The sequence below is a fragment of the Pandoraea morbifera genome, from assembly GCF_902459575.1.
Taxonomy (GTDB): domain Bacteria; phylum Pseudomonadota; class Gammaproteobacteria; order Burkholderiales; family Burkholderiaceae; genus Pandoraea; species Pandoraea morbifera.
On the sequence record NZ_CABPSD010000012.1, the window covers coordinates 111985 to 136498 of the forward strand.

A 24514-nucleotide genomic window follows, 5' to 3' on the forward strand; every position below is an offset into this window, starting at 1 on the left:
CACGATGCTCGCCTTGCCGAGCCACTGCGGGGATGCCCCGAGGCGGCTCGGACTCGACACGTGCGGCACGTCACCATTGATATGAGACACCGGCAGCGTAGGTATTGCCCTGACCGCTGATTCCCACGCCGAGCCGGGCCTTCAGATTGTCGGTAAAGCGTACCGAAGCGCCGATCGAGGTCGCCGCCCGCCCCTGGAAAGTCGCGGTGCCCACTCCCAACGCAACGCGCTTTCCCGGGTCCACTTCCGGAATCATCGCGAGCGCCGTGGCGGCCGCGATCCCCGAATAGGCGCGCTTGGCGACCTGATCGATGCCCGCCTGCATGCCTGCGAGTTGCCCCACGGTTGCCGCGTCGGTCGGTCGCCGGCCCGGGGCCAGGTGGGTCAGCCGCCGCTCGGTGCCCGGCGCCCCGATGGAGACCGTCCCCGGTTCCGACGCAACGGCGTTGGCGCCGATCGCGACGGCATTCGCACCGGAGGCCATGGCGCCGTCGCCCAGGGCGACGGCGCCGGCCTGCGTCGCGGCCGCCGAATGGCCGATGGCGGTGACCTTCGCCCCTGAAGCCCTCGCGCTTTCCCCAAGCGCGACGCTGCTCTCGCCGCTTGCGACCGCGTCGATGCCGATGGCCGTCGCGCGCTTGCCCGAAGCGCCATCGCCGCGCAGGTTGCCCTTCGGCGCGCCATTGTCGTTCACCCCGACGTACGACACGCCCGTCGGCGCAGGCTGCGCCGCGGGTGCCCCCAGCATCCTGCGGGTCGATGCCTTGACCATCGACTCCACCGGCACCGCAGGCACCCCAGCCTCGCCCGGTGCGACCGGGGACGACGACGCCTCCGTGCCCTCGCCCAGGCGCGACGCGAGCCGACTCACCGCGCTGAGCGCGTCGCTGATGCCGGTCGACGCGGCGGTCGAGAGCGACGTGACGCGGCTGTCCGTCGCCTGCAACTGACTCACGTTGACGGCGTCGGTCCCTGCAACACCAGCGGCGAGATTGCCGAGCACGACGCCGTTGCGGGCATCCGCCCCGCCAAGCGTCACGCGCGCATGCATCGGATCGTCGTACCGCACCGCCTGACTGCCCGACGGCGACATCGACGCGAGCTTGCTCAGTCCGGTCGACAGTGAACTCACGTGGCTGTTGGTCTCGCTCAGTTGCCCATAGTTGACGGCGTCGGCCGGACGCTTGCCGTCGGCCAGATTGGTCAGGGTCACAGGGGCTGTCGCCCCGGCGCCACCAAGGGTCAGTTGCGAGCGCGAAGCGTCGTCATAGCGCGCGCTGTGCTCCACATCGCTCGCCAGCGACGTCAGCGTGCGCCGCGAAAGGTCCAGTCCCGTCGAGAGCGATCCCACGTTGCGATTGGTCTGACTCAACTGGGCGACGTTGACCGCATCGCCCGCCTCCACACCCTCGGCCACGTTGCGGACTCGCACCGCGCGCCGCGACACCGTATCGCCGAGCGTGAGTGTGTCGCGCGCCTGGCCATCGTAGCCGACATAGTCGTCCGAGTTCGATTCCAGCGTCGTGAGGCGCTTCTCGGCCCGGGTCATCCCGGTCGAGAGCGAGCGCATGTGCTCGTGCGTGGCGAGCAAACCGGTCGAGAGCGCATCCACGCTGCGGTTGGTCGCACTCAGTTGCCGGAACGTCACGGCGTCGCTCGGCTTCGCGCCGTCGGCCAGGTTGGTCAACGTGACCGGTGTGGCCGTCACGGTGTCGCCGAGCGTGAGCGTCGAATGCGATGCGTCGTCGTAGAACACGCCATTGTCTGCCTCGCCCGCGAGCTTCTCAATCTTGCGCAATCCGGTCGAAAGCGAGCCTACCTGCCTGTCGATGCTCGTCGAGATCGATCCCATGTGGCTGTTGGTCGCACTCAGTTGGCCGAAGTTGACCGCCTCTCCCGCGTGTTCCCCATCGGCCACGTTATCGAGCGTGACCGGCGCGGGGGAGCCGTCGCTGTGCAGCGCGGCGCGTCCGCCCAGCAGCAGCTTCGGGTGCCGGACGTCATGGCCGCTGCGCAATGCAGTGTCGGGCGTGATGAGTCCGGCCAGACCTGTCGACAGCGACGCCACGTCGCTGTTGGTCGCCGCGAGCTGACCGGCGTTGACGGCGTCGGTAGGGGCCACGCCGGCAGCAACGTTGGCCACCAGCACGGGGGTCTTGGTCAGACCGCCGAGCCGGAGTTTGGTGCGGTTTGGCGTGTCGTACTGCACCGCGACCGCCGCCTCGGAGACGAGCTTCTCGACGGTTCCGTCGATCGAGCCCAACATCGAAGTGAGCGATCCCAGACTGTCCTCGAACGCTGTCATGCCTGTGGAGAGCTGCAGGACATTGTTGTTGGTCGTGCTCAACTGACCGAAGTTGACGGCATCGAACCGGTGTGCGCCGTCGGCGACATTGGTCAGCGCGACCGGCGCCACACCCGAATCGCCGAACGTCACCTTGTCGCGCCGGTCGCCGTCGTACACGACGCCGCTGCCGGCGCCGCTCGACAGGGAGGCCAGGGCCTTGAGTCCGGTCGACAGCGAATCCAGATGGGCGTCGACAGTCGCCGAGAACTGCGCGACGTGGTCATCGACAAGTGCGATTTGCGACGCCGACTGGTCATTTACGTCACTCAGCTGACGGAAGTTCACGGCGTCGCTGGGTTCGACGCCGTCGGCAACGTTGAGAATTCGCACCGAAGGCTTCGCCGTAGTGCCGCCAAGCGTCAGCGTGGCATGCGTCGTGTCGTCGTACAGCACGGCGCCAGTTTCGATCGCCCCAACGCTTTGCTGAATGTGGCCCAGGCCGGTCGAAAGCGAATCGACGCGCGCACCGACCGCAATCATGCCGGTCGACAGACTACCGACATTGCTGTTGGTCGCCATCAATTGACGGTAGGAAGCCACGTCGTCGGGATTGAAGCCGTCGGCGACGTTGGTCAGTGTCACCGGTCCATCCGCGTTGTTCTCTCCCGTGGTGGGTACGCCGCCGAGGATAAACGTCCTGTGTTTGCGCCCCTTGCCCGAACGCAACTGAACCGAAGGCACGATAAGGCTGGCCAGCCCGGTCGAGAGCGACGCCACATTACTGTTCGTGACGCCGAGCTGCGCCGCATTCACCGCGTCATTCGGCCGGAGGCCGTCGGCCACGTTGCCAAGCGACACCGGGGTTTTCGACAGGCCGCCGAGGCGAAGCTTGGTCTTGGCCGCATTGTCGTACTGCACGGCGACCGCGATCTCCGAGACCAGCACGTCGACCGTGCTGTCGATTTCGCTCACCCCCGTGGAAAGCGAAGCAACGTTGGTCTCGAAGTTGGCCATTCCCGTGGACATTTGCATGACGTTACTGTTCGTCACGCTCAATTGCCTGACCGTGACGGCATCGGTCGCCTTCGTACCGTCGGCCACATTGGTCAGTGACACGGGCTTGGTCGCCCGCCTGCCGCCCAGGGTCACCTTCAATCGCCGCTCGTCATCGAACTGCACAAAGTTTTCGGTGGCGCTCGCCAGCTCGGCCATCTGGCTGAGGCCGGCGGAGAGTGACGTCAGCCCTTCCGTGAGCGCCATCGCACCCGTCGAGAGCGAATCGACATTGCTGACGAGATTGCCAGTAAGCGACGTAATGTGGCTATTTGTCGTGCTCAGTTGCCCGAAGGTCACCGCGTCGGTCGTGTTCTCGCCGTCGGCAAGATTGGTCAGCTTCACCGGCTTCGCCTGCGCACCGCCCAGCGTCACGCGCTCCCGTGTCGTATCGTCGTATGTGATGGTATGCGGCATTCCGCTCGACAACAGGGCCAGATTGCTTTCCATCGTGCTCAATCCCGACGACAGCGAGCCGGCGTGGGTCTCAACGCTGGTCGAGAGCGAGAGTGCCCTGTTTTCAAATCCCGTCGAGAGCGACGTCAGGCCTTGCGCAAGCGATAACACGCCCGTCGAGAGCGAATCGACGTGGCTGACGAGATTGCCCGTGAGCGACGCGATGTGACTGTTTGTCGTGCTCAGTTGCCCGAAGGTCACCGCGTCGGTGGTGCTCTGGCCGTCGGCAAGATTGGTCAGCTTCACCGGCTTCGCCTGCGCACCGCCCAGCGTCGCCCGCTCGCGTTTCTCGTCGTCGTATGTGATGGCGTGCTCGATCCCACCCGACAACAACGCCAGATTGCTGCTCATCGTGCTCAATCCGGTCGACAGCGAAATCGCATGACTGTCGAAGCTCGTGGAGAGCGAAATCATGCTTTCGGACAGCGTCACTGCACCCGTCGAGAGCGAACTCGCGTGACTGTCGAAGCTGGTCGAGAGCGACGTCAGACTCTCCGCAAGCGTCAATGCGCCGTTCGCAAGTGTCGCCACCCCCGACGAGAGCGAACCGACGCGCCCATCGAGATCGCTCGTGAGCGATGCGATGTGGCTGTTTGTCGTACTCAGTCCGGTCGAGACGGAACCGGCGTGACTGTCAAAACTGGTCGAGAGCGACGACAGACTCTCCGCAAGCGTCAATGCACCGTCAGCAAGTGTCGCCACCCCCGATGAGAGCGAACCGACGCGCCCGTCGAGATCGCTCGTGAGCGATGCGATCTGACTTTTCGCCGCACTCAATTGTCCGAAAGTCACCGCGTCGGTCGCATTCTCGCCGTCCGCAAGATTGGTCAGCTTCACCGGCTTCGCCTGCGCACCGCCCAGCGTCACGCGCTCCCGTGTCTCGTCGTCGTACGTGATGGCGTGCTGAACCCCGCCCGACAACAACGCCAGATTGCTGCTCATCGTGCTCAATCCGGTCGACAGCGAACTCGCATGACTGTCGAAGCTGGTGGAGAGCGACGTCATGCTTTCCGCCAGCGTCACCGCACCCGTCGACAGCGAACTCGCGTGACTGTCGAAGCTGGTCGAGAGCGACGTCAGACTTTCCGCGAGCGTCACTGCACCCGTCGAGAGCGAAACGGCGTGGCTTTCGAAGCTGGTCGACAGCGACGTCAGGCTCTCCGCAAACGTTACCGCGCCTGTCGACAGCGAAACGACGCGCCCGTCGAGATCGCTCGTGAGCGATGCCATGTGACTTTTCGTCGCGCTCAATTGTCCGAAGGTCACCGCGTCGGTCGCATTCTCGCCGTCCGCGAGATTGGTCAGCTTCACCGGCTTTGCCTGCGCACCGCCCAGCGTCACGCGCTCCCGTGTCTCGTCGTCGTACGTGATGGCGTGCTGAATCCCACCCGACAACAACGCCAAATTGCTGCTCATCGTGCTCAATCCGGTCGACAGCGAACTCGCGTGACTGTCAAAACTGGTCGAGAGTGACGTCATGCTTTCGGCCAGCGTCACCGCACCCGTCGAGAGCGAACTCGCATGACTGTCGAAGCTGGTCGACAGCGACGTCAGACTTTCCGCGAGCGTCACTGCACCCGTCGAGAGCGAGACGGCGTGGCTTTCGAAGCTGGTCGACAGCGACGTCAGACCCTCCACAAACGTCAGCGCGCCTGTCGACAGCGAAACGACGCGCCCGTCGAGATCGCTCGCGACCGACGCAATGTGACTTTTCGTCGCGCTCAATTGTCCGAAGGTCACCGCGTCGGTCGCATTCTCGCCGTCCGCGAGATTGGTCAGCTTCACCGGCTTTGCCTCGGCACCGCCCAGCGTCACGCGCTCCCGTGTCTCGGTGTCGTACGCGACGGCATGCTGCATCCCACCCGACAGCAACGCCAGGCTACTGCTCATCGCACTCAATCCCGTCGACAGCGACCCGGCGTGGGCATTAAAGCTGGTTGACAGCGAAACGACGCGGCCGTCGAGATCGCTCGTGAGCGATGCGATGTGGCTGTTCGCAGTGCTCAGTCCGGTCGAGACCGAACCGGCGTGGCTGTCGAAACTGGTTGAGAGCGACGTCAGACTTTCCGCAAGCGTCAATGCACCGTCCGCAAGTGTCGCTACCCCCGACGAGAGTGAGCTGACACGCCCATCGAGATCCCTCGCAAGCGATGCGATGTGGCTGTTCGTCGTGCTCAATCCAGTCGAGACCGAACCGGCGTGGCTGTCAAAACTGGTCGAGAGCGACGTCAGGCTCTCCGCAAGCGTCAATGCGCCGTCAGCGAGTGTCGCCATGCCCGTCGATAGCGAACCGACGCGGCTGTCGAGATGGCTCGCGACGGATGCGACGTGACTTTTCGTCGCCCTCAATTGCCCGAAGGTGACGGCATCGGTGACGTTCTCGCCGTCCGCGAGATTGGTCAGCTTCACCGGCTTCGCCCCGACGCCGCCCAGCGTCGCCAGCTCGCGTGTCGTATCGTCGTACGTGATCGCATGCTGCGTCCCGCTCGACAACAACGCCAGATTGCTCTGCGTCGTGCTCAAGCCGCTGGATAACGAGGTCACGTCGCGAGTGGTGGCACTCAACTGACCGAAGTTGACGGCGTCGTTCTCCCTCTCCGCGTCGGCCACGTTGGTGAGTTTCACCGCGCCCTTGGTGACTCTTCCCCCCAGCGTCACCGACGAATGTATGGCGTTGTCGTACTTCACGACATCGAGTACGTCGCCCTGCAGCTCCGCGATGTCGCTCAGTCCCGTCGAGAGCGAACTCACATGCCTGGACAAGGCCGCCATGCCGGTCGACAGCAATCCGACGTTACGGTTCGTCGCGCTCATCTGGCGCATGTTGACCGCATCCGTCGGATTCACGCCTTCCGCAACATTGGCCAATATCACCGGCTTCGTCGATACCAGATTCCCGAACGTCACCGATTCCTGCGTGTCGTCGTCGTACTGTACGGACGTTTCGATGCCCGCCGTCAAGGCAACCATCTTCCTGAGTCCGGTCGAGAGCGAACCAATCTTCTTCGTCGTGGCGGCGGCCCCTGACGAGAGCGAGTTCACATGGCTGTTGGTCTGACTCAATTGCCGCACCGTCACCGCGTCGCTCAGGCCGGTGCCGTCCGCCACGTTGGTCAGCGTCACCGGCTTCATCGAGAGCAGATTACCGAACGTGACCGACTCCTGATCGTCGTCGTCGTAGTGCACGACATTGCTCATATCCGAGACCAGCGCGCTGATCTTGCCCATTCCCGTGGACAGTGAACTCATTCCCGTGGTCAGGAGCGCCGTGCTCGTGGAGAGCGATCTCACGCTTTTGGTGGTCACACTCAACTGCCCGACCGTCACCGCGTCGCTCGCGTCGACGCCGTCGGCCACGTTGGTCAACTTGACCGGCGTGAGGGACAGCAGATGACCGAGCGTGACCGACGCCTGCGAGTCGTCGTCGTAGAGCACCGCACCTCGGGCCTGACCGGCCAGCGCGCCGATCGTGCTCAGTCCGCTCGACAGTCCGCTCGACAGCTCGCTCACCCCGGTGAACAGGGCACTCACGCCACTCGAGAGCGAATCCGCGCCGGTGGACAGCGACGCCACACGTCCGTCGGTGAGATTCAACTGCCGGGTGGTGACGGCGTCGCTCGGCTCCATCCCGTCTGCCACATTGGTCAGTTTCACGGCCCTCGCGGATTGCGTGCGACCCAACGTGAGCTTTTCGTGAGTATCGTCGTCGTACCGCGCCATCCGTTCAAGGTCGGTCGCCAGCCCCATCGCCATGTTCAGGCCGGTGGATAGCGAACTCATGTCCTTCGACAGCGAATCGACGCCGGTCGATAACGAACGGACAGTGCCGTTCGTGTTGAGGAGCTGCCGCAAATTGACGGCATCGGTTGCGTCCTGCGCATCGGCAACGTTGCGCACGAGAACGGGATGTCTGGCGACGGCATCGCCCAGCGTCACGCTTTGACGCGCTGCGTCGTCGTAGTGCACGGTGTTTTCGAAGGCGACGATTGCCGGGCGCAGGGCCGTCGACAGGGAGTTGATACCCGATGAGAGCGAACTGACATTCAGCTCGGCCGAGGTCAGGCCTGAAGAAATCCGGATCTTGAATGTCGAGAGGTCCGTGTTGACCTCCGAGAGCGCGCGATTGGTCGCGCTCAATTGTGAACCGTTGATGGCGTCGAGACTTGTCTCATTGATTCTGCCGGCAGCGACGTTGGTAATCGTGCGCGAATAGTCTGGCGTTCCGACGCTTACCGTTCCTTCCGGCGAGACGCCTGCGAAGCTGTAGGCCACGCCATTGATGTCAACGCCCTTTGTGCCTGTCGGGTCGGATGTCGTCGAATGCGCGCCAAGCGCCACAGACCACTTGGACGTGGCCTTCGACCGATACCCCAGTGCGAGGGACTGCTCCGCTTCCGCTTGTGCCCAATGGCCGACAGCGGCGGAAAAATCACCAACGGCTCTGGTACTCGCGCCGAGCCCCGTGCCGGCATGGCTTGCGAATGCGTGTGTGCCGATCGCGGTGTTCCACTTGTCATTCTTCCCTTTCTCGCCGGCCGCGGCATAGGCGCCCAGCGCGGTATCGAAGTTCGCCGTGGCGATTGAGTAGGCGCCAATCGCCACGGGCGCCTCATGCACATTCCAACCGGAGCACCCCTCCCCTTGCCCGGCGATCGCGTCCGTGCCGTAGGCGATCATCATCTTGAAAGTGTATTGACTGGGGCAACCCGTGCCCCCTCCATCGCTGAATCCCGCGAAAGCGGGATTGCACAATGACGCCAGACAAAGCGCCGCCCCCCCGCACAGCAGCACACTCGCCCGCTTCAACGCCGCACCGCACCTCGACCTGCCTGCCTTGCCCTGCCCCGTGCAAATCTCCGCGACAGCAACCCAAGTGCCTGTCCTGCGACTGAAAACGAGACGATAAGTCTTGTTCATCATTCTCTCCATCAAGCTCGGACATCCACATCGCAGTTCGCTTGTCGACGCTGTCGATCGGGCCTGCATCGAGCTCGCTGGCGAACGCGTCCTTGTTTCCTCGGCGACTTCGGGGGGGAGAATCCCCCGGCACCGATCACGAGTCATGATGAAAAGTTGACGAATGTCGCCGGGACGCGCCGAGGCACGCGCCGGCCGGAACGTCGGACCGACAGGCCTGCGCCGCAACGATAAGGAGGAAATGGCGCAGCGGCTCGCTCGCGGGCCGGCCACACGACCGCCCGGGAAGCCTCCCGGCGACGCCTTGGGAATCGGCGGATTCGGAACGCGATGTGAATTCGCTCGGTTGCGCGGTGGCGTGCGCGCAATAAAAAACCCCCAGGGGTCGGACGGCTGTCCAACCCCTGGGGGTCAATTTGCTGACGATCCGGCGAACCGGCGGCAGCGCCCGCTCGCGCGGGCGCCGCCCAACCGATTACTCGGCCGTCGGGGCTTCCACCGAATTCGGCATCGGCGCAAACGCCTCTTCCAGAGCAATCTGGTCGTGACGCTCGCGATCCGACGTCTCGCGGGCCTTGCGGGCCTTGTGATACGCCAGACCCGTACCTGCCGGAATCAGACGGCCGACGATGACGTTTTCCTTCAAGCCACGCAGGTCGTCCTTCTTGCCCATGATGGCGGCTTCGGTCAGCACGCGCGTCGTTTCCTGGAACGACGCCGCCGAGATGAACGAGTCCGTCGACAGCGACGCCTTCGTAATACCCAGCAGCACGTTCTCGTACTGCGCCGGACGCTTGCCTTCGGCGATCATGGCGTCGTTCTCGTACAGCATGTCCGAGCGCTCGACCTGTTCGCCGATGATGAAGCGCGTATCGCCGTTGTCGGTGATCTGCACACGACGCAGCATCTGGCGAACGATCACCTCGATGTGCTTGTCGTTGATCTTCACACCCTGCAAGCGATACACGTCCTGCACTTCGTCAACGATGTAACGCGACAGCGCCTCGATACCCTGCAGACGCAGGATGTCGTGCGGATCGGCCGGACCGTCCACGATCATTTCGCCCTTGTTCACCACCTGGCCGTCGTGCACCAGCACCTGCTTTTCCTTCGGAATCAGGAATTCGTGCTGGTTGCCGTCGAGGTCGGTAATGACCAGACGCTGCTTGCCCTTCGTGTCCTTGCCGAATGACGTGGTACCCGTGACTTCGGCCAGAATGCCGGCATCCTTCGGTGCGCGCGCCTCGAACAGTTCGGCCACACGCGGCAGACCCCCGGTAATATCGCGGGTCTTCTGCGCTTCCGTCGGGATACGTGCGAGCACTTCACCCACCGGCACATGCTGGCCGTCCTTGATGGTGATCAGTGCGCCCACCTGGAAGCCGATCGTCACAGCGTGATCGGTACCCGGGATCTTCACTTCCACACCGTTCTCGTCGAGCAGCTTGACCTGCGGACGCACGTTCTTCGACGCCGGACCACGACGCTTCGGATCGATCACGACCAGCGTGGACAGACCCGTCACATCGTCGATCTGCTTGGCGACCGTGACACCTTCCTCGACGTTCTCGAACTTGGCGTAACCGCCGTGTTCGGTAATGATCGGGCGCGTCAGCGGATCCCACGTACCCAGTTGGGCACCGGCCTTGACCTGAGCACCGTCCAGTTGCAGCAGCGTGGCGCCATACGGCACCTTGTGACGCTCGCGCTCACGGCCATGATCGTCCGTGATCAGGATTTCGCCCGAACGCGAAATCGCGATCTGCTCGCCACGGCCGTTCGTCACGTAACGCATGGTCGACGTGAAACGCACCGTACCGTTGGACTTGGCTTCGATCGACGAGGCCACCGCCGCACGCGACGCCGCACCACCGATGTGGAACGTACGCATCGTCAGCTGCGTGCCCGGCTCACCGATCGACTGTGCCGCGATCACGCCGACGGCTTCACCGACGTTCACGCGCGTACCACGGCCCAGATCGCGGCCATAGCAGGCGGCGCACAGACCGAAGCGCGTATCGCAGGTGAGCGGCGTGCGCACGCGCACTTCGTCCACACCCAGCGTTTCGATCATGTCGACGACGTCTTCGTCGAGCAGCGTGCCCGCTTCGTACACCGTTTCCTGCGTTTCCGGATTCACGACGTCGGCTGCGGCCACACGACCCAGGATACGGTCGCGCAGGGCCTCGACCACTTCACCGCCCTCGACCAGCGCCTTCATCGCCACGCCGTTGCTCGTGCCGCAATCGTCCTCGACCACGACCAGATCCTGCGTCACGTCGACCAGACGACGCGTCAGGTAGCCCGAGTTCGCCGTCTTCAGTGCCGTATCGGCCAGACCCTTACGTGCGCCGTGGGTCGAGATGAAGTACTGCAACACGTTCAGGCCTTCGCGGAAGTTCGCGGTAATCGGCGTCTCGATGATCGAGCCGTCCGGCTTGGCCATCAGGCCACGCATCCCCGCGAGCTGGCGAATCTGGGCGCTCGAACCGCGAGCGCCGGAGTCGGCCATCATGTAAATCGAGTTGAACGATTCCTGATCGACGGTGTTGCCATCGCGATCGACGGTCGGCTCCTTCGAGAGCTGCTCCATCATCGCCTTGCCCACCGCGTCACCGGTCGCGCCCCAGATGTCCACGACGTTGTTGTAACGCTCTTGCGCCGTGACCAGACCCGACATGTACTGACGATCGTATTCCTTGACCTTCTTCGACGCTTCGCTGATCAGCTCTTCCTTCTTCGTCGGCACGAGCATGTCGTCGACGCAGATCGAGATACCGGCGCGCGTTGCCAGACGGAAGCCCGACTGCATCAGCTTGTCGACGAAGATCACCGTCTCGCGCAGACCGCAACGACGGAACGCCGTGTTGATCAGCTTCGAGATTTCCTTCTTCTTGAGCGACTTGTTCAGCACCGAGAACGGCAGGCCCGGCGGCAGGATTTCCGACAGGATCGCGCGGCCGACGGTCGTCGCATACAGCGTGACCTTCGGCGTCTTCTCGCCGGTTTCCGCGTCGACCGTGTACTCCGTGATACGCACGTTCACGCGCGAAGCCAGTTCGACTTCCTTGTTGTCGTACGCACGCAGCACTTCCGAGACGTCGACGAACGACAGGCCTTCGCCGCGGCCGTTGATCTTCTCGCGGGTCGCGTAATACAAGCCCAGGACGATATCCTGCGACGGCACGATCGACGGATCGCCGTTAGCCGGGAACAACACGTTGTTCGAGGCCAGCATCAGGGTACGGGCTTCCATCTGCGCTTCGAGCGACAGCGGCACGTGAACGGCCATCTGGTCACCGTCGAAGTCGGCGTTGAACGCCGCGCAGACCAGCGGGTGCAGCTGGATGGCCTTGCCTTCGATCAGCACCGGCTCGAACGCCTGAATACCCAGGCGGTGCAGCGTCGGTGCGCGGTTCAGCATGATCGGATGCTCGCGGATCACCTCTTCGAGGATGTCCCACACCACCGGCGTCTGGTTCTCGACTTCCTTCTTCGCGGCCTTGATGGTCGTGGCCACGCCCATCACTTCCAGCTTGTGGAAGATGAACGGCTTGAAGAGTTCGAGCGCCATCAGCTTGGGCAGGCCGCACTGATGCAGCTTGAGCGTCGGGCCCACGGTAATCACCGAACGGCCCGAGTAGTCCACGCGCTTACCCAGCAGGTTCTGACGGAAACGACCGCTCTTGCCCTTGATCATGTCGGCGAGCGACTTGAGCGGGCGCTTGTTCGCACCGGTCATCGCCTTGCCGCGACGGCCGTTGTCGAGCAGCGAGTCCACCGATTCCTGCAGCATGCGCTTTTCGTTGCGCACGATGATGTCCGGGGCCTTGAGCTCGAGCAGACGCTTCAGACGGTTGTTACGGTTGATGACGCGGCGATACAGATCGTTCAGGTCGGAGGTCGCGAAGCGGCCACCGTCGAGCGGCACCAGCGGGCGCAGCTCGGGCGGCAGCACCGGCAGCACTTCGAGCACCATCCACTCGGGCTTGATGCCCGAACGCTGGAAGGCCTCGAGCACCTTCAGGCGCTTGGCGTACTTCTTGATCTTGGCTTCCGAACCCGTGGCCTGCAGCTCGGCGCGCAGGTGTTCCACCTGCTCGTCGATCTTGATCTCGCGCAGCAGTTCACGCACGCCTTCCGCGCCCATCTCGGCACGGAACTCGTCGCCGTATTCCTCGACCTTGTTGTAGTAATCCTCCTCGGTCATGATCTGGTTCTTCTTGAGCGGCGTCATGCCCGGGTCGATGACCACGTACGCTTCGAAGTACAACACGCGCTCGATGTCGCGCAGCGTCATGTCGAGCACCATGCCCAGACGCGACGGCAACGACTTCAGGAACCAGATGTGCGCGACCGGCGAGGCCAGTTCGATGTGGCCCATGCGCTCGCGGCGCACCTTCGCCAGCGTGACTTCCACGCCGCACTTCTCACAGATCACGCCACGGTGCTTCAGGCGCTTGTACTTGCCGCAAAGGCATTCGTAGTCCTTGATCGGACCGAAGATCTTTGCGCAGAACAGGCCGTCGCGCTCGGGCTTGAACGTCCGGTAGTTGATCGTTTCCGGCTTCTTCACTTCGCCGAACGACCACGAGCGGATCTTGTCCGGCGACGCCAGACCGATCTTGATCGCTTCGAACTGTTCGTCCTGTTGGACTTGCTTGAATAGATCGAGCAAAGCTTTCATTGCTTTCTCCTATTTGCCTGAACGCGATTAACCGCGCTCCAGGTCGATATCGATACCGAGCGAACGGATTTCCTTGACCAGCACGTTGAACGACTCAGGCATGCCGGCATCGATCATGTGATCGCCCTTGACCAGGTTCTCGTACACCTTCGTACGACCCGTCACGTCATCCGACTTCACCGTCAGCATTTCCTGCAGCACGTACGACGCGCCGTAAGCTTCCAGTGCCCACACTTCCATTTCACCGAAGCGCTGACCACCGAACTGGGCCTTGCCGCCCAGCGGCTGCTGCGTCACCAGCGAGTACGGACCGGTCGAACGGGCGTGCATCTTGTCGTCGACCAAGTGGTGCAGCTTGAGCATGTGCATGAAGCCGCAGGTCACCGGACGCTCGAAAGCTTCGCCAGTGCGACCGTCGAACAGCGTGACCTGGTTCTTCGACGGCGTCATGCCGAGTTCCTTCGCGATGTGATCCGGGAACGCCAGATCCAGCATGCGACGGATTTCCTCTTCATGCGCACCATCGAACACCGGCGTTGCGAACGGCACGCCGTTCTGCAGGTTGTGCGCCAGCGTCATCACTTCTTCGTCCGACAGGCTGTCGATATCTTCTTGCTGACCGCTCTCGTTGTAGATCTGCGTCAGGAACTTGCGAACTTCCTGGACCTTGGTGTGCGCCTGCAGCATTTCGCCGATACGCCAGCCCAGACCCTTCGCGGCCCAACCCAGGTGCGATTCGAGAATCTGACCCACGTTCATCCGCGACGGCACGCCGAGCGGGTTGAGCACGATGTCCGCCGGACGGCCGTCGGCCATGTACGGCATATCCTCGATCGGCACGATCTTCGAGACCACGCCCTTGTTACCGTGACGGCCGGCCATCTTGTCGCCAGGCTGCAGACGACGCTTGACCGCCAGGTAGACCTTGACCATCTTCAGCACGCCCGGCGGCAGTTCGTCGCCCTGCGTGAGCTTCTTGCGCTTCTCTTCGAAGGCCAGGTCGAACGAGTGACGCTTTTGCTCGATCGATTCCTTGATCTGCTCGAGCTGCTGGGCGCCTTCGTCGTCGGCCAGACGGATGTCGAACCAGTGGTAGCGATCCAGATCGGCCAGGTATTCCTTGGTGATCTTGGTGCCCTTGGCCAGCTTCTTCGGACCGCCGTTGGCCGTCTTGCCGACCAGGAAACGCTCCAGACGCTGGAATGCGTCGCCTTCCACGATACGCAGCTGGTCGTTCAGGTCGAGGCGGTAGCCCTTCAGTTCATCGTCGATGATCTGCTGGGCGCGCTTGTCGCGCTGGATGCCTTCGCGCGTGAACACCTGCACGTCGATGACCGTGCCGCTCATGCCCGACGGCACGCGCAGCGAGGTGTCCTTCACGTCCGAGGCCTTCTCGCCGAAGATCGCGCGCAGCAGCTTCTCTTCCGGCGTAAGCTGGGTTTCGCCCTTCGGCGTGACCTTGCCCACCAGCACGTCGCCGGCTTCGACTTCCGCACCGATGTACACGATGCCCGACTCGTCCAGGCGGCTCAGTTGCACTTCCGCCAGGTTCGAGATGTCGCGCGTGATTTCTTCCGGTCCGAGCTTCGTATCGCGCGAGACCACGTTCAGTTCTTCGATGTGGATCGACGTGTAGCGATCTTCCGCAACGACACGCTCCGAGATCAGGATCGAATCCTCGAAGTTGTAGCCGTTCCACGGCATGAACGCGATCAGCATGTTCTGACCCAGCGCCAGTTCGCCCAGATCGGTCGATGCACCGTCGGCGATCACGTCGCCGCGCGCCACCTTGTCACCCACGCGCACGATCGGGCGCTGGTTGATGTTGGTGTTCTGGTTCGAACGCGTGTACTTGATCAGGTTGTAGATGTCCACGCCGACTTCACCGGCCACGGCTTCGTCGTCGTTCACGCGGATCACCACACGGCCGGCGTCGACGTAGTCGACCACACCGCCGCGGAATGCCTGAACCGTCGTACCCGAGTCGACTGCCACGGTACGCTCGATACCCGTACCCACGACCGCCTTTTCCGGGCGCAGGCAAGGCACGGCCTGGCGCTGCATGTTCGAACCCATCAACGCGCGGTTCGCGTCATCGTGCTCGAGGAACGGAATCAGCGAGGCAGCCACCGACACGATCTGCGACGGTGCCACGTCCATGTACTGGATGCGGTCCGGCGTGACCATCAGCGTTTCACCCGCTTCACGCGACGACACCAGTTCGTCGGTGAGTTCGCCGTTCGCGCCGATCGACGCGTTCGCCTGGGCGATCACGTAGCGACCTTCCTCGATGGCCGACAGGTAGTCGATCTGGTCGGTGACCTTGCCGTCCACCACCTTGCGATACGGCGTCTCGAGGAAGCCGTATTCGTTCAGGCGGGCGTACAGCGCCAGCGAGTTGATCAGACCGATGTTCGGACCTTCCGGCGTTTCGATCGGGCACACGCGGCCATAGTGGGTCGGGTGCACGTCGCGCACTTCGAAGCCTGCACGCTCACGCGTCAGACCGCCCGGGCCCAGTGCGGAAACGCGACGCTTGTGCGTGATTTCCGACAGCGGGTTGGTCTGGTCCATGAACTGCGACAGCTGCGACGAACCGAAGAACTCGCGAATGGCCGACGAGATCGGCTTGCTGTTGATCAGGTCGTGCGGCATCAGGTTTTCCGATTCGGCCTGACCCAGACGTTCCTTCACAGCGCGCTCGACACGCACGAGACCGGCGCGGAACTGGTTCTCGGCCAGTTCGCCCACGCAACGCACGCGACGGTTGCCGAGGTGGTCGATATCATCCACTTCGCCACGGCCGTTACGCAGATCCACGAGGATCTTGATGGTCGCGAGAATGTCGTCGTCTTCCAGCGTCATCGGTCCGAGCACTTCGTCACGGCCGACACGGCGGTTGAACTTCATACGACCCACCTTCGACAGGTCGTACGCTTCCTCGCTGTAGAACAGACGGTTGAACAGGGCCTCGACCGCATCTTCGGTCGGCGGCTCGCCCGGGCGCATCATGCGATAGATCGCAATACGCGCGGCCGTCTGGTCGGCGGTCTCGTCGATGCGCAGCGTGGCCGAGATGTACGAACCCTGGTCCAGATCGTTCGTGTACAGCGTCTGGATGTCCGACACGCCCGACTCGCGCAGCTTGAGCAGCACGCTTTCGGTGATTTCGTCGTTCGCGTTGGCGATCACTTCGCCCGTGTCGCCATCGATCACGTTCTTCGCGAGCACGCGGCCGAGCAGGTAGTCTTCCGGCACCGAGATGAACTTGGTGTTGGCGTTCTCCAGATCGCGGATGTGCTTGGCGTTGACGCGCTTGTCCTTCTGGACGATGACCTTGCCGTCGCGATCCGTGATGTCGAAGCGAGCCACTTCACCACGCAGACGCTCCGGCACGAACTCCATCTGCGCGCCTTCCGGCATCAGCTTGAAGTTGTCGAACACGAAGAAGTTCGCGAGGATCTGTTCCGGCGTGAGGCCGATGGCCTTGAGCAGGATCGTGACCGGCATCTTGCGGCGACGGTCGACGCGGAAATACAGGATGTCCTTCGGATCGAATTCGAAGTCCAGCCACGAACCGCGGTAGGGAATGATACGCGCGGAGAACAGCAACTTGCCCGAGCTGTGCGTCTTGCCCTTGTCGTGTTCGAAGAACACGCCCGGCGAACGGTGCAGCTGCGAGACGATGACACGTTCCGTGCCATTGATGACGAAGGAACCCGTCGACGTCATGAGCGGAATTTCGCCCATGTACACTTCCTGTTCCTTGACTTCCTTGACGACCGGCTTGTTCGGCGATTCCTTGTCGAGAATCACCAGACGAACCTTGGCGCGCAGGGCCGAGCAAAAGGTCAGGCCGCGCTGTTGACATTCCTTGACATCGAACGCGGGAGTGCCCAGCACATAGCTGACAAACTCCAGGCGTGCGAACCCGTTGTGAGAAACGATCGGGAAAATGGAGGAGAAGGCTGCTTGCAGACCCTCCGGCTTCCGCTCCGATGCAAGCGTGTCGGCTTGCAAGAACGATGTGTACGAGGCGAGCTGGGTTGCCAGCAAAAACGGCACCTTGTGCACGGTCGGACGCTTCGCAAAACTCTTGCGAATGCGTTTCTTCTCGGTGAAGGAATAGTGCATTACGATCTCCGAATCACTACGCTGGCGACGACGGCAGGCATCGACAACGGGTGTTCATCGACTGAGACCAGACGTCCCCCACGGCGGGCTTGCCGCGGAGCAACGAGCTTGGTGGTTGGCCGCTACCAACCGCTGGCTGACGGCGACGGATGCCTGTGTTGCCCGTCGCCCGACCAAACTTGCCTTCTGCAGTCGCTTCAGAAGACAAAGAGAAAATCGTCGCCGGCAGCGCGCCCGCACGATCTTTTCTTTGGCCTCTCAGTCATTTTGGCGCTGCCTCGAACCGGCCCGGCGCTTGCATCCGGCGCTCACGGAACGGCCGTTTGAAACGGCGCGGGTCGCGCTAGCTGCGGCGAAATGACTTTGCTTTCAATGACTTGGCGCCGAATGGCACCGGCTTTCGAAATCCGCACCCGCCTTGCGGGTTTTGCATCTCCAGAAAGCACAAAAAGGCTGACGACATTTCGTCGCCAGCCTTCCCTACGCGCAGAGTCGAATTACTTGACTTCGACCTTGGCGCCGGCTTCTTCCAGCTTCTTCTTGGCTTCGTCGGCGGCAGCCTTGTCGACGCCTTCCTTGACAGCCTTCGGAGCGCCATCGACCAGGTCCTTGGCTTCCTTCAGGCCCAGGCCGGTGATCTCGCGGACGGCCTTGATGACGCCGACCTTGTTCGCACCGACTTCCGCCAGGATGACGTTGAATTCGGTTTGCTCTTCAGCAGCAGCAGCACCGCCGCCAGCGCCAGCCGGGCCAGCCACTGCCAGGGCAGCTGCCGACACGCCGAACTTCTCTTCGAACGCCTTGACCAGGTCGTTCAGTTCCATAACCGACATCGCGCCTACGGCTTCGATGATTTCGTCTTTCGTGATTGCCATTTGTAAAACTCCTAGATTGTGTTCGGACCGAAGTCAGCGATCGTGTAACCGGGGAGAGACTTAAGCAGCTTCCGCTTGCTTCTTCTCTGCCACGGCAGCCAGGACGCGAGCAAAGCCGGAAACCGGCGCTTGCATGACACCCAGCAACTTCGCGAGCAGTTCGTCGCGGCTCGGGATCGAGGCCAGCGCTTGCACGCCTGCCTTGTCCATCACCTTGCCGTCGTACGAGCCGGCCTTCAAGATCAACTTGTCGTTGCCCTTCGAAAAGTCGTTCAGGACTTTCGCAGCGGCTACGGGATCCGTCGAGATACCGTAGATCAGAGGACCGGTCATCTGCTCAGCCAGGTCAGCAAACGGGGTGTTTTCCACCGCGCGGCGAGCCAGCGTGTTCTTCAGAACGCGCAGGTAGACGCCTTGCTGACGCGCATTGGCGCGAAGCTTCGTCAGATCGCCAACCGTGATTCCGCGATATTCAGCCACAACGATGGTCGAAGCGCCGGCGACTTGCGCCGATACTTCAGCCACGACGGCTTTCTTATCATCAAGATTAAGTGCCACGGTTAACCTCCAAAATTGACATCACCTCATGGTGACGCCGTTCCACTAACGGCTTACCGACATGTCTGGAGTTTCTACCTCCGCGACCGGGTTTCCGGACACGGTGGTGTGACTGCATAACTTGTTCGGGTTCGCCATCTGCGTTGGCTGGCGTATTAAGGGAGCGTCAGGACTTGCCCGTTCCCGCCAACGGTCTTTGATAACCGGAAGCGCTTTCCGAAGAACTCGCTTCCGCCCAAAGTCTTTTGCTACCGGCTATCGATCCCATGAATCTCAGCCATCGCAGGGGACGCCATCACCCTGCGATTGCGATGCTGTTGCTTAGGCCGAGAGGCTGGCCTGGTCCACGCGCACGCCAACGCCCATCGTGCTCGACAGGGCGATCTTGCGCAGGTAGACACCCTTGCTCGAAGCCGGCTTGGCCTTCGTCAGGGCTTCCAGCAGAGCCGACAGGTTCTGTTGGAGAGCGGTCGGTTCGAACGAAGCGCGGCCGATGGTCGCGTGGATGATACCGGCCTTGTCGACGCGGAACTGGACCTGACCGGCCTTGGCGTTCTTCACTGCCGTGGCCACGTCCGGGGTCACCGTGCCAACCTTCGGGTTCGGCATCAGGCCGCGCGGGCCGAGGATCTGACCCAGCGTACCGACGATACGCATCGTGTCCGGCGAAGCGATCACGATGTCGAAGTCCATGTTGCCGGCCTTGATCTGCTCGGCGAGGTCTTCCATACCGACGATTTCAGCGCCGGCAGCCTTGGCTTGCTCGGCTTTCTCGCCCTGGGCGAAAACCGCCACGCGAACCGACTTGCCGGTACCGGCCGGCAGAACCACCGAACCACGAACCACTTGATCCGACTTCTTCGCATCCACGCCCAGTTGCACGGCGACGTCGATCGACTCGTCGAACTTGGCGCTTGCGCATTCCTTGACCAGGGCCAGAGCGTCGCCGACCGGGTAAAGCTTGTTGCGATCGACCTTTGCGGCCAGTGCTTGTTGACGCTTCGAGATCTTAGCCATTACAGACCCTCCACCGTGATGCCCATCGAACGTGCGCTGCCAGCGATGGTGCGAACCGCGGCGTCCAGATCGGAGGCGGTAAGGTCAGGCATCTTGGTCTTCGCGATTTCTTCCGCTTGTGCGCGGGTGATCTTGCCCACCTTGTCGGTGTGCGGCTTGCTCGAACCCTTTTGCAGGTTGGCAGCCTTCTTGATCAGCACCGTTGCCGGCGGGGTCTTCAGGACGAACGTGAAGCTCTTGTCTGCGAAAGCGGTGATCACCACCGGAATCGGCAGACCCGGCTCGAGGCTCTGCGTCTGGGCGTTGAACGCCTTGCAGAACTCCATGATGTTCAGGCCGCGCTGACCCAGGGCCGGGCCCACGGGGGGCGACGGGTTGGCTTTACCTGCAGGAATCTGCAGCTTGATAAAGCCGATGATTTTCTTTGCCATGGTTTACTCCGGAACGAATATGTGGCGCATATTCGGGGTTGAGTCATAGCGCGTTTTCACCGGAAATTCGGTTACTGGCGCTCCTCGGCGACGGTTGTCACCAAACGCAAAAACGCGCCGGACGTCGCGCCGGCGCATTTTATTCTTAGATCTTTTCGACTTGTCCGAACTCCAGCTCTACCGGAGTCGCTCGTCCGAAAATAGTGACGGACACACGGAGGCGGGATTTTTCGTAGTTCACTTCTTCGACCGAGCCGTTGAAGTCCGTGAACGGACCATCCTTGACTCGAACCAGCTCACCCACTTCGAACAACGTCTTGGGACGTGGCTTTTCCACTCCGTCCCGCATTTGCGACATGATCGCGTCGACTTCTTCCTTGCGGATCGGAATCGGACGATTACCCGTGCCGCCGACGAAACCCGTGACTTTCGGCGTGTTCTTCACCAAGTGCCAGGTATCGTCCGTCATTTCCATCTCGCACAGCACATAGCCGGGGAAGAAACGACGTTCGGTGACCGACTTGTGGCCACCCTTGATTTCAACGACTTCTTCGGTCGGGACGAGAATCTCGCCGAAGTAGTCTTCCATACCCTCGCGCACAACGCGCTCTTTCAACGCCTTGGCTACGCTCTTTTCCATGCCGGAATACGCATGAACGACGTACCAGCGCTTCTTACTCGGTGCAGCCCCGGTATCAGACATATCACTTCCAGCCAAGAATCAAAGAGAATACCGCCCACTCGATCGTCTTGTCGCTGATCCAAAGATACAGCGCCATCACGATGACGAACGCGAAGACGATCGCGGTCGTTTGGGCGGCCTCTTTACGGGTCGGCCAAACGACCTTACCCACTTCCCGATACGCATCCTTGGCAAAAGCCAGGAAGCCTTTGCCAGTTTGCGATGCCAATGCAACACCTGCCGCGATGGCCAGAACGACGACGATGGCCGCAACGCGCACGTAAAGCGCCTGTTGCTCCAGCGCGTAGAACGCCACGACGCCAGCAATGACAAGCACTCCGGCCAGAGCCAGCAGCAGCTTATCGCCAGTCGTACGTACAGTTTCTACGGGAGAATTCGCCATTTCCAGCTTGCAGACAGTTGTTTGGCAGGGGCAGAGGGAATCGAACCCCCAACCTTCGGTTTTGGAGACCGACGCTCTGCCAGTTGAGCTATACCCCTAAAACAGCAGAGGGGCCAGCCGCCAAAAGCTGACCCCGTAAGCGCGGACCGTTAAGGTGCCGGCTTAAGCTACGATCTTTGCAACCACGCCGGCGCCGACGGTACGGCCACCTTCGCGGATTGCGAAACGCAGACCTTCCGTCATGGCGATCGGAGCGATCAGCTTGACCGAGATCGAAACGTTATCGCCCGGCATGACCATTTCCTTGCCTTCCGGCAGGGTGATCGAGCCCGTTACGTCCGTGGTACGGAAGTAGAACTGCGGACGGTAGTTGTTGAAGAACGGGGTATGACGACCACCTTCATCCTTCGACAGAACGTACACTTCGCCCGTGAATTCCGTGTGCGGCGTGATCGAACCCGGCTTGGCCAGCACTTGACCGCGCTGAACTTCTTCACGCTTCGTGCCGCGCAGCAGGATACCGACGTTGTCGCCAGCCTGACCCTGGTCGAGCAGCTTGCGGAACATTTCCACGCCCGTGCAGGTGGTCTTCACCGTCGGGGTGATACCGACGATTTCGATTTCTTCGCCGACCTTGATGACGCCCGACTCAACGCGACCGGTCACAACCGTACCGCGGCCCGAGATCGAGAACACGTCTTCCACCGGCATCAGGAATGCCTTGTCGATGGCGCGCTCCGGCGTCGGGATGTACGTATCGAGGGCTTCGGCCAGGTTCAAGATGGCCACTTCGCCGAGTTCGCCCTTGTCGCCTTCCAGCGCGAGCTTGGCCGAACCCTTGATGATCGGCAGATCGTCGCCCGGGAAGTCGTACTTCGACAGGAGTTCGCGAACTTCCATTTCGACCAGCTCGAGCAGCTCGGCGTCGTCGACCATGTCGCACTTGTTCAGGAACACGATGATGTACGGCACGCCGACCTGACGGGCCAGCAGGATGTGCTCGCGCGTTTGCGGCATCGGGCCATCGGCAGCCGAGCAAACCAGGATGGCGCCGTCCATCTGGGCAGCACCGGTAATCATGTTCTTGACGTAGTCGGCGTGGCCCGGGCAGTCAACGTGTGCGTAGTGGCGGTTAGCCGTTTCGTACTCGATGTGCGCGGTGTTGATGGTAATACCGCGTGCCTTTTCTTCCGGCGCCGCGTCGATTTCGTCGTACTTCTTGGCTTCGCCGCCGAACTTCGACGACAGAACCGTTGCGATAGCGGCCGTCAGGGTGGTCTTGCCATGGTCAACGTGACCGATGGTGCCGACGTTCACGTGCGGCTTAGTCCGCTCGAATTTTTCCTTTGCCATTTCCGACTCCTAACGGGTTATCTATTGCCGAGGTTGCTCGGCATGTTGATTGCCGCGCTTCACACTATCTTGTGGTGCCCATGGGCAGGATCGAACTGCCGACCTCTCCCTTACCAAGGGAGTGCTCTACCACTGAGCCACATGGGCGAATCCTTTACATCTACTGCGCGTCACCTGGAGCGGGTGAAGGGAATCGAACCCTCGTCATAAGCTTGGAAGGCTTCTGCTCTACCATTGAGCTACACCCGCTTGGATTCTGACTCTCGCCTCTTGGTAACAAGCGCCGGAGACTCATGCTTCCGGCGCTTATTACTTCCGCATTCTGGTGGAGGAGGTTGGATTCGAACCAACGTAGGCGTAAGCCAACAGATTTACAGTCTGCCCCCTTTAGCCACTCGGGCACCCCTCCGCAGAGAATTTGCAATTATGGAGATGTCCCCCCGCCTTGTCAACACCTTCCACGCGATGATTACGCAGATTTTGTGCCAGTGAGCCCCCGAATTCCTGATAAATTCGATAAGTCATTGATTTTATGGAATGTGCGAAGCCGCGTGTGGAACATCCGCGGCGTAATACGCAGCGGCACCACTCAAGACTCCCTTCGTGCGCTTGCGGGAATCGCGCATGGCGATGTCAACGGGGGACGCTGAGAAACGCCGACTGACCGAGGGGAGGGATACACCACGCGTCCGACTTACAGTTTGGCTTTGGGTACCCCGAGTGGATACGTGACGGACGCCCCCCCCCCCGCCCGTGCGCCACTTCTCGAGTTCGCCCCCCCTGTAGAACCAAATGCACCGCGATTTTTGGAATACGTCACACGTTCCAGCACAGATGCCCGCATCGCGGAAATCGGGCGGCTCTCCGTAGAATGAGGCGCGGGTCGACGGGGGATGATTAACGAGCCTTCCATTGGACGTAATCACACCACCAGATACGCCAGCATCGGAGCGCACAACGGCAAGCGCCTCGTCAGTGCGGTCTTGACGGCATTATCGGTTGCCCCAGCGGTTGGACGCCATACGCATTAGCGCAGCGTTTGCCGCACGTATATCGAACAGTTCGGGGTCGAAGCCAGGGCCAACCCAGCTACGGTAATGGTCGGCTTCTTCGCTATCAGGGTTGTCAAGTAGCGCGGTGAGGAATACCTCGTATCCGGGCGGTCCCCCCACGTCCTCGGGCGGGCAGGCGCGTGCGCCGTCGATGACCTGAGCGACACCCCAGGGTTCTCTGTCAATGGTCTCAATTTTCTCGACCACGATGTCGTGATCCCAGCCGTCGCCGAAGTCATATCGGTAGAGCATTCGGAACCCCGGTCGCAGCACCTTATGCACTTTGGCTTTCCGGTCGTCGAGCGTCCTGTCCAGGTCCATGAACTCTAGGCCCGCTTCAATGTCGAGCTGAGCATAGGTGTCGTCGTCGATCAGGAAGTCGTGCCGATGGGCGTTCGACCAGCCGAAAGCGGCTTGCAGGATGTGGTGCAGCTTGCGCAGTGACTCGGTTCCTTCGACCTCGATCCGGCGCCAAATCGCCGGTCTGATGTGCTGCAATTGCACATGCAAGGTGTAGAGCTGGAGCGACTTGGCTGACCTGCCCCCTTCAATAGGGCCAATGGGCTTCTAGCAAAGTCCCTTTAAACCAACTCCTGGAAAGCGGCAGGA

General features: G+C 61.9%; 11 protein-coding genes, 4 tRNA genes and 1 pseudogene. All 16 read right to left on the minus strand.

What is annotated here, in order from left to right:
• Positions 1-70 precede the first annotated feature (70 nt).
• The 16 genes and pseudogenes from PMO31116_RS18745 to PMO31116_RS18815 all read right to left on the minus strand — a co-directional run bounded on the left by PMO31116_RS18745 (position 71) and on the right by PMO31116_RS18815 (position 24457).
• Positions 71-8476 (minus strand): YadA-like family protein, encoded by an 8406-nt coding sequence (locus tag PMO31116_RS18745; RefSeq protein ID WP_246185373.1) that lies wholly within the window; start codon positions 8474-8476, stop codon positions 71-73.
• A 117-nt stretch (positions 8477-8593) separates the two neighbouring features.
• Positions 8594-8860: pseudogene (locus tag PMO31116_RS24470) on the minus strand (ESPR domain-containing protein); the annotation flags it as partial.
• Between the two features lie 328 nt (positions 8861-9188).
• Positions 9189-13400, minus strand: coding sequence for a DNA-directed RNA polymerase subunit beta' (rpoC, locus tag PMO31116_RS18750; RefSeq protein ID WP_150568016.1), 4212 nt, complete (start codon positions 13398-13400; stop codon positions 9189-9191).
• 27 nt (positions 13401-13427) lie between these two features.
• Complete coding sequence (gene rpoB / locus PMO31116_RS18755; protein ID WP_150568017.1) at positions 13428-17534, minus strand: DNA-directed RNA polymerase subunit beta; 4107 nt, start codon at positions 17532-17534, stop codon at positions 13428-13430.
• Between the two features lie 497 nt (positions 17535-18031).
• Positions 18032-18409 carry a 50S ribosomal protein L7/L12 gene (gene rplL / locus PMO31116_RS18760; protein WP_023593799.1) on the minus strand — a complete coding sequence of 126 codons (378 nt, stop codon included), beginning with the start codon at positions 18407-18409 and terminating at the stop codon, positions 18032-18034.
• Positions 18410-18469: 60 nt separating this feature from the next.
• A complete protein-coding gene (gene rplJ / locus PMO31116_RS18765; RefSeq protein WP_010804162.1) occupies positions 18470-18967 on the minus strand; it encodes a 50S ribosomal protein L10 in 498 nt (165 codons plus the stop codon).
• Positions 18968-19288: 321 nt separating this feature from the next.
• On the minus strand, positions 19289-19984 hold the full coding sequence (gene rplA / locus PMO31116_RS18770) for a 50S ribosomal protein L1 (protein WP_023593798.1): 696 nt from the start codon (positions 19982-19984) through the stop codon (positions 19289-19291).
• Complete coding sequence (rplK, locus tag PMO31116_RS18775; protein ID WP_010804164.1) at positions 19984-20415, minus strand: 50S ribosomal protein L11; 432 nt, start codon at positions 20413-20415, stop codon at positions 19984-19986. Before rplK ends, rplA begins: the two co-directional genes overlap by 1 nt.
• 145 nt (positions 20416-20560) lie before the next feature.
• Positions 20561-21118 carry a transcription termination/antitermination protein NusG gene (nusG, locus tag PMO31116_RS18780; RefSeq protein ID WP_150568018.1) on the minus strand — a complete coding sequence of 186 codons (558 nt, stop codon included), beginning with the start codon at positions 21116-21118 and terminating at the stop codon, positions 20561-20563.
• Position 21119: 1 nt separating this feature from the next.
• A complete protein-coding gene (secE, locus tag PMO31116_RS18785) occupies positions 21120-21500 on the minus strand; it encodes a preprotein translocase subunit SecE (RefSeq protein WP_023593796.1) in 381 nt (126 codons plus the stop codon).
• Between the two features lie 22 nt (positions 21501-21522).
• Positions 21523-21598: transfer RNA gene (locus PMO31116_RS18790), tRNA-Trp, on the minus strand.
• Positions 21599-21662: 64 nt separating this feature from the next.
• On the minus strand, positions 21663-22853 hold the full coding sequence (gene tuf / locus PMO31116_RS18795; RefSeq protein ID WP_023593795.1) for an elongation factor Tu: 1191 nt from the start codon (positions 22851-22853) through the stop codon (positions 21663-21665).
• Positions 22854-22925: 72 nt separating this feature from the next.
• Positions 22926-23000: transfer RNA gene (locus PMO31116_RS18800), tRNA-Thr, on the minus strand.
• 28 nt (positions 23001-23028) lie between these two features.
• Positions 23029-23102 (minus strand) — tRNA-Gly (locus tag PMO31116_RS18805).
• A 74-nt stretch (positions 23103-23176) separates the two neighbouring features.
• Positions 23177-23262 (minus strand) — tRNA-Tyr (locus PMO31116_RS18810).
• Between the two features lie 583 nt (positions 23263-23845).
• Positions 23846-24457 (minus strand): IS1096 element passenger TnpR family protein, encoded by a 612-nt coding sequence (locus tag PMO31116_RS18815; protein ID WP_150568019.1) that lies wholly within the window; start codon positions 24455-24457, stop codon positions 23846-23848.
• Positions 24458-24514 lie beyond the last annotated feature (57 nt).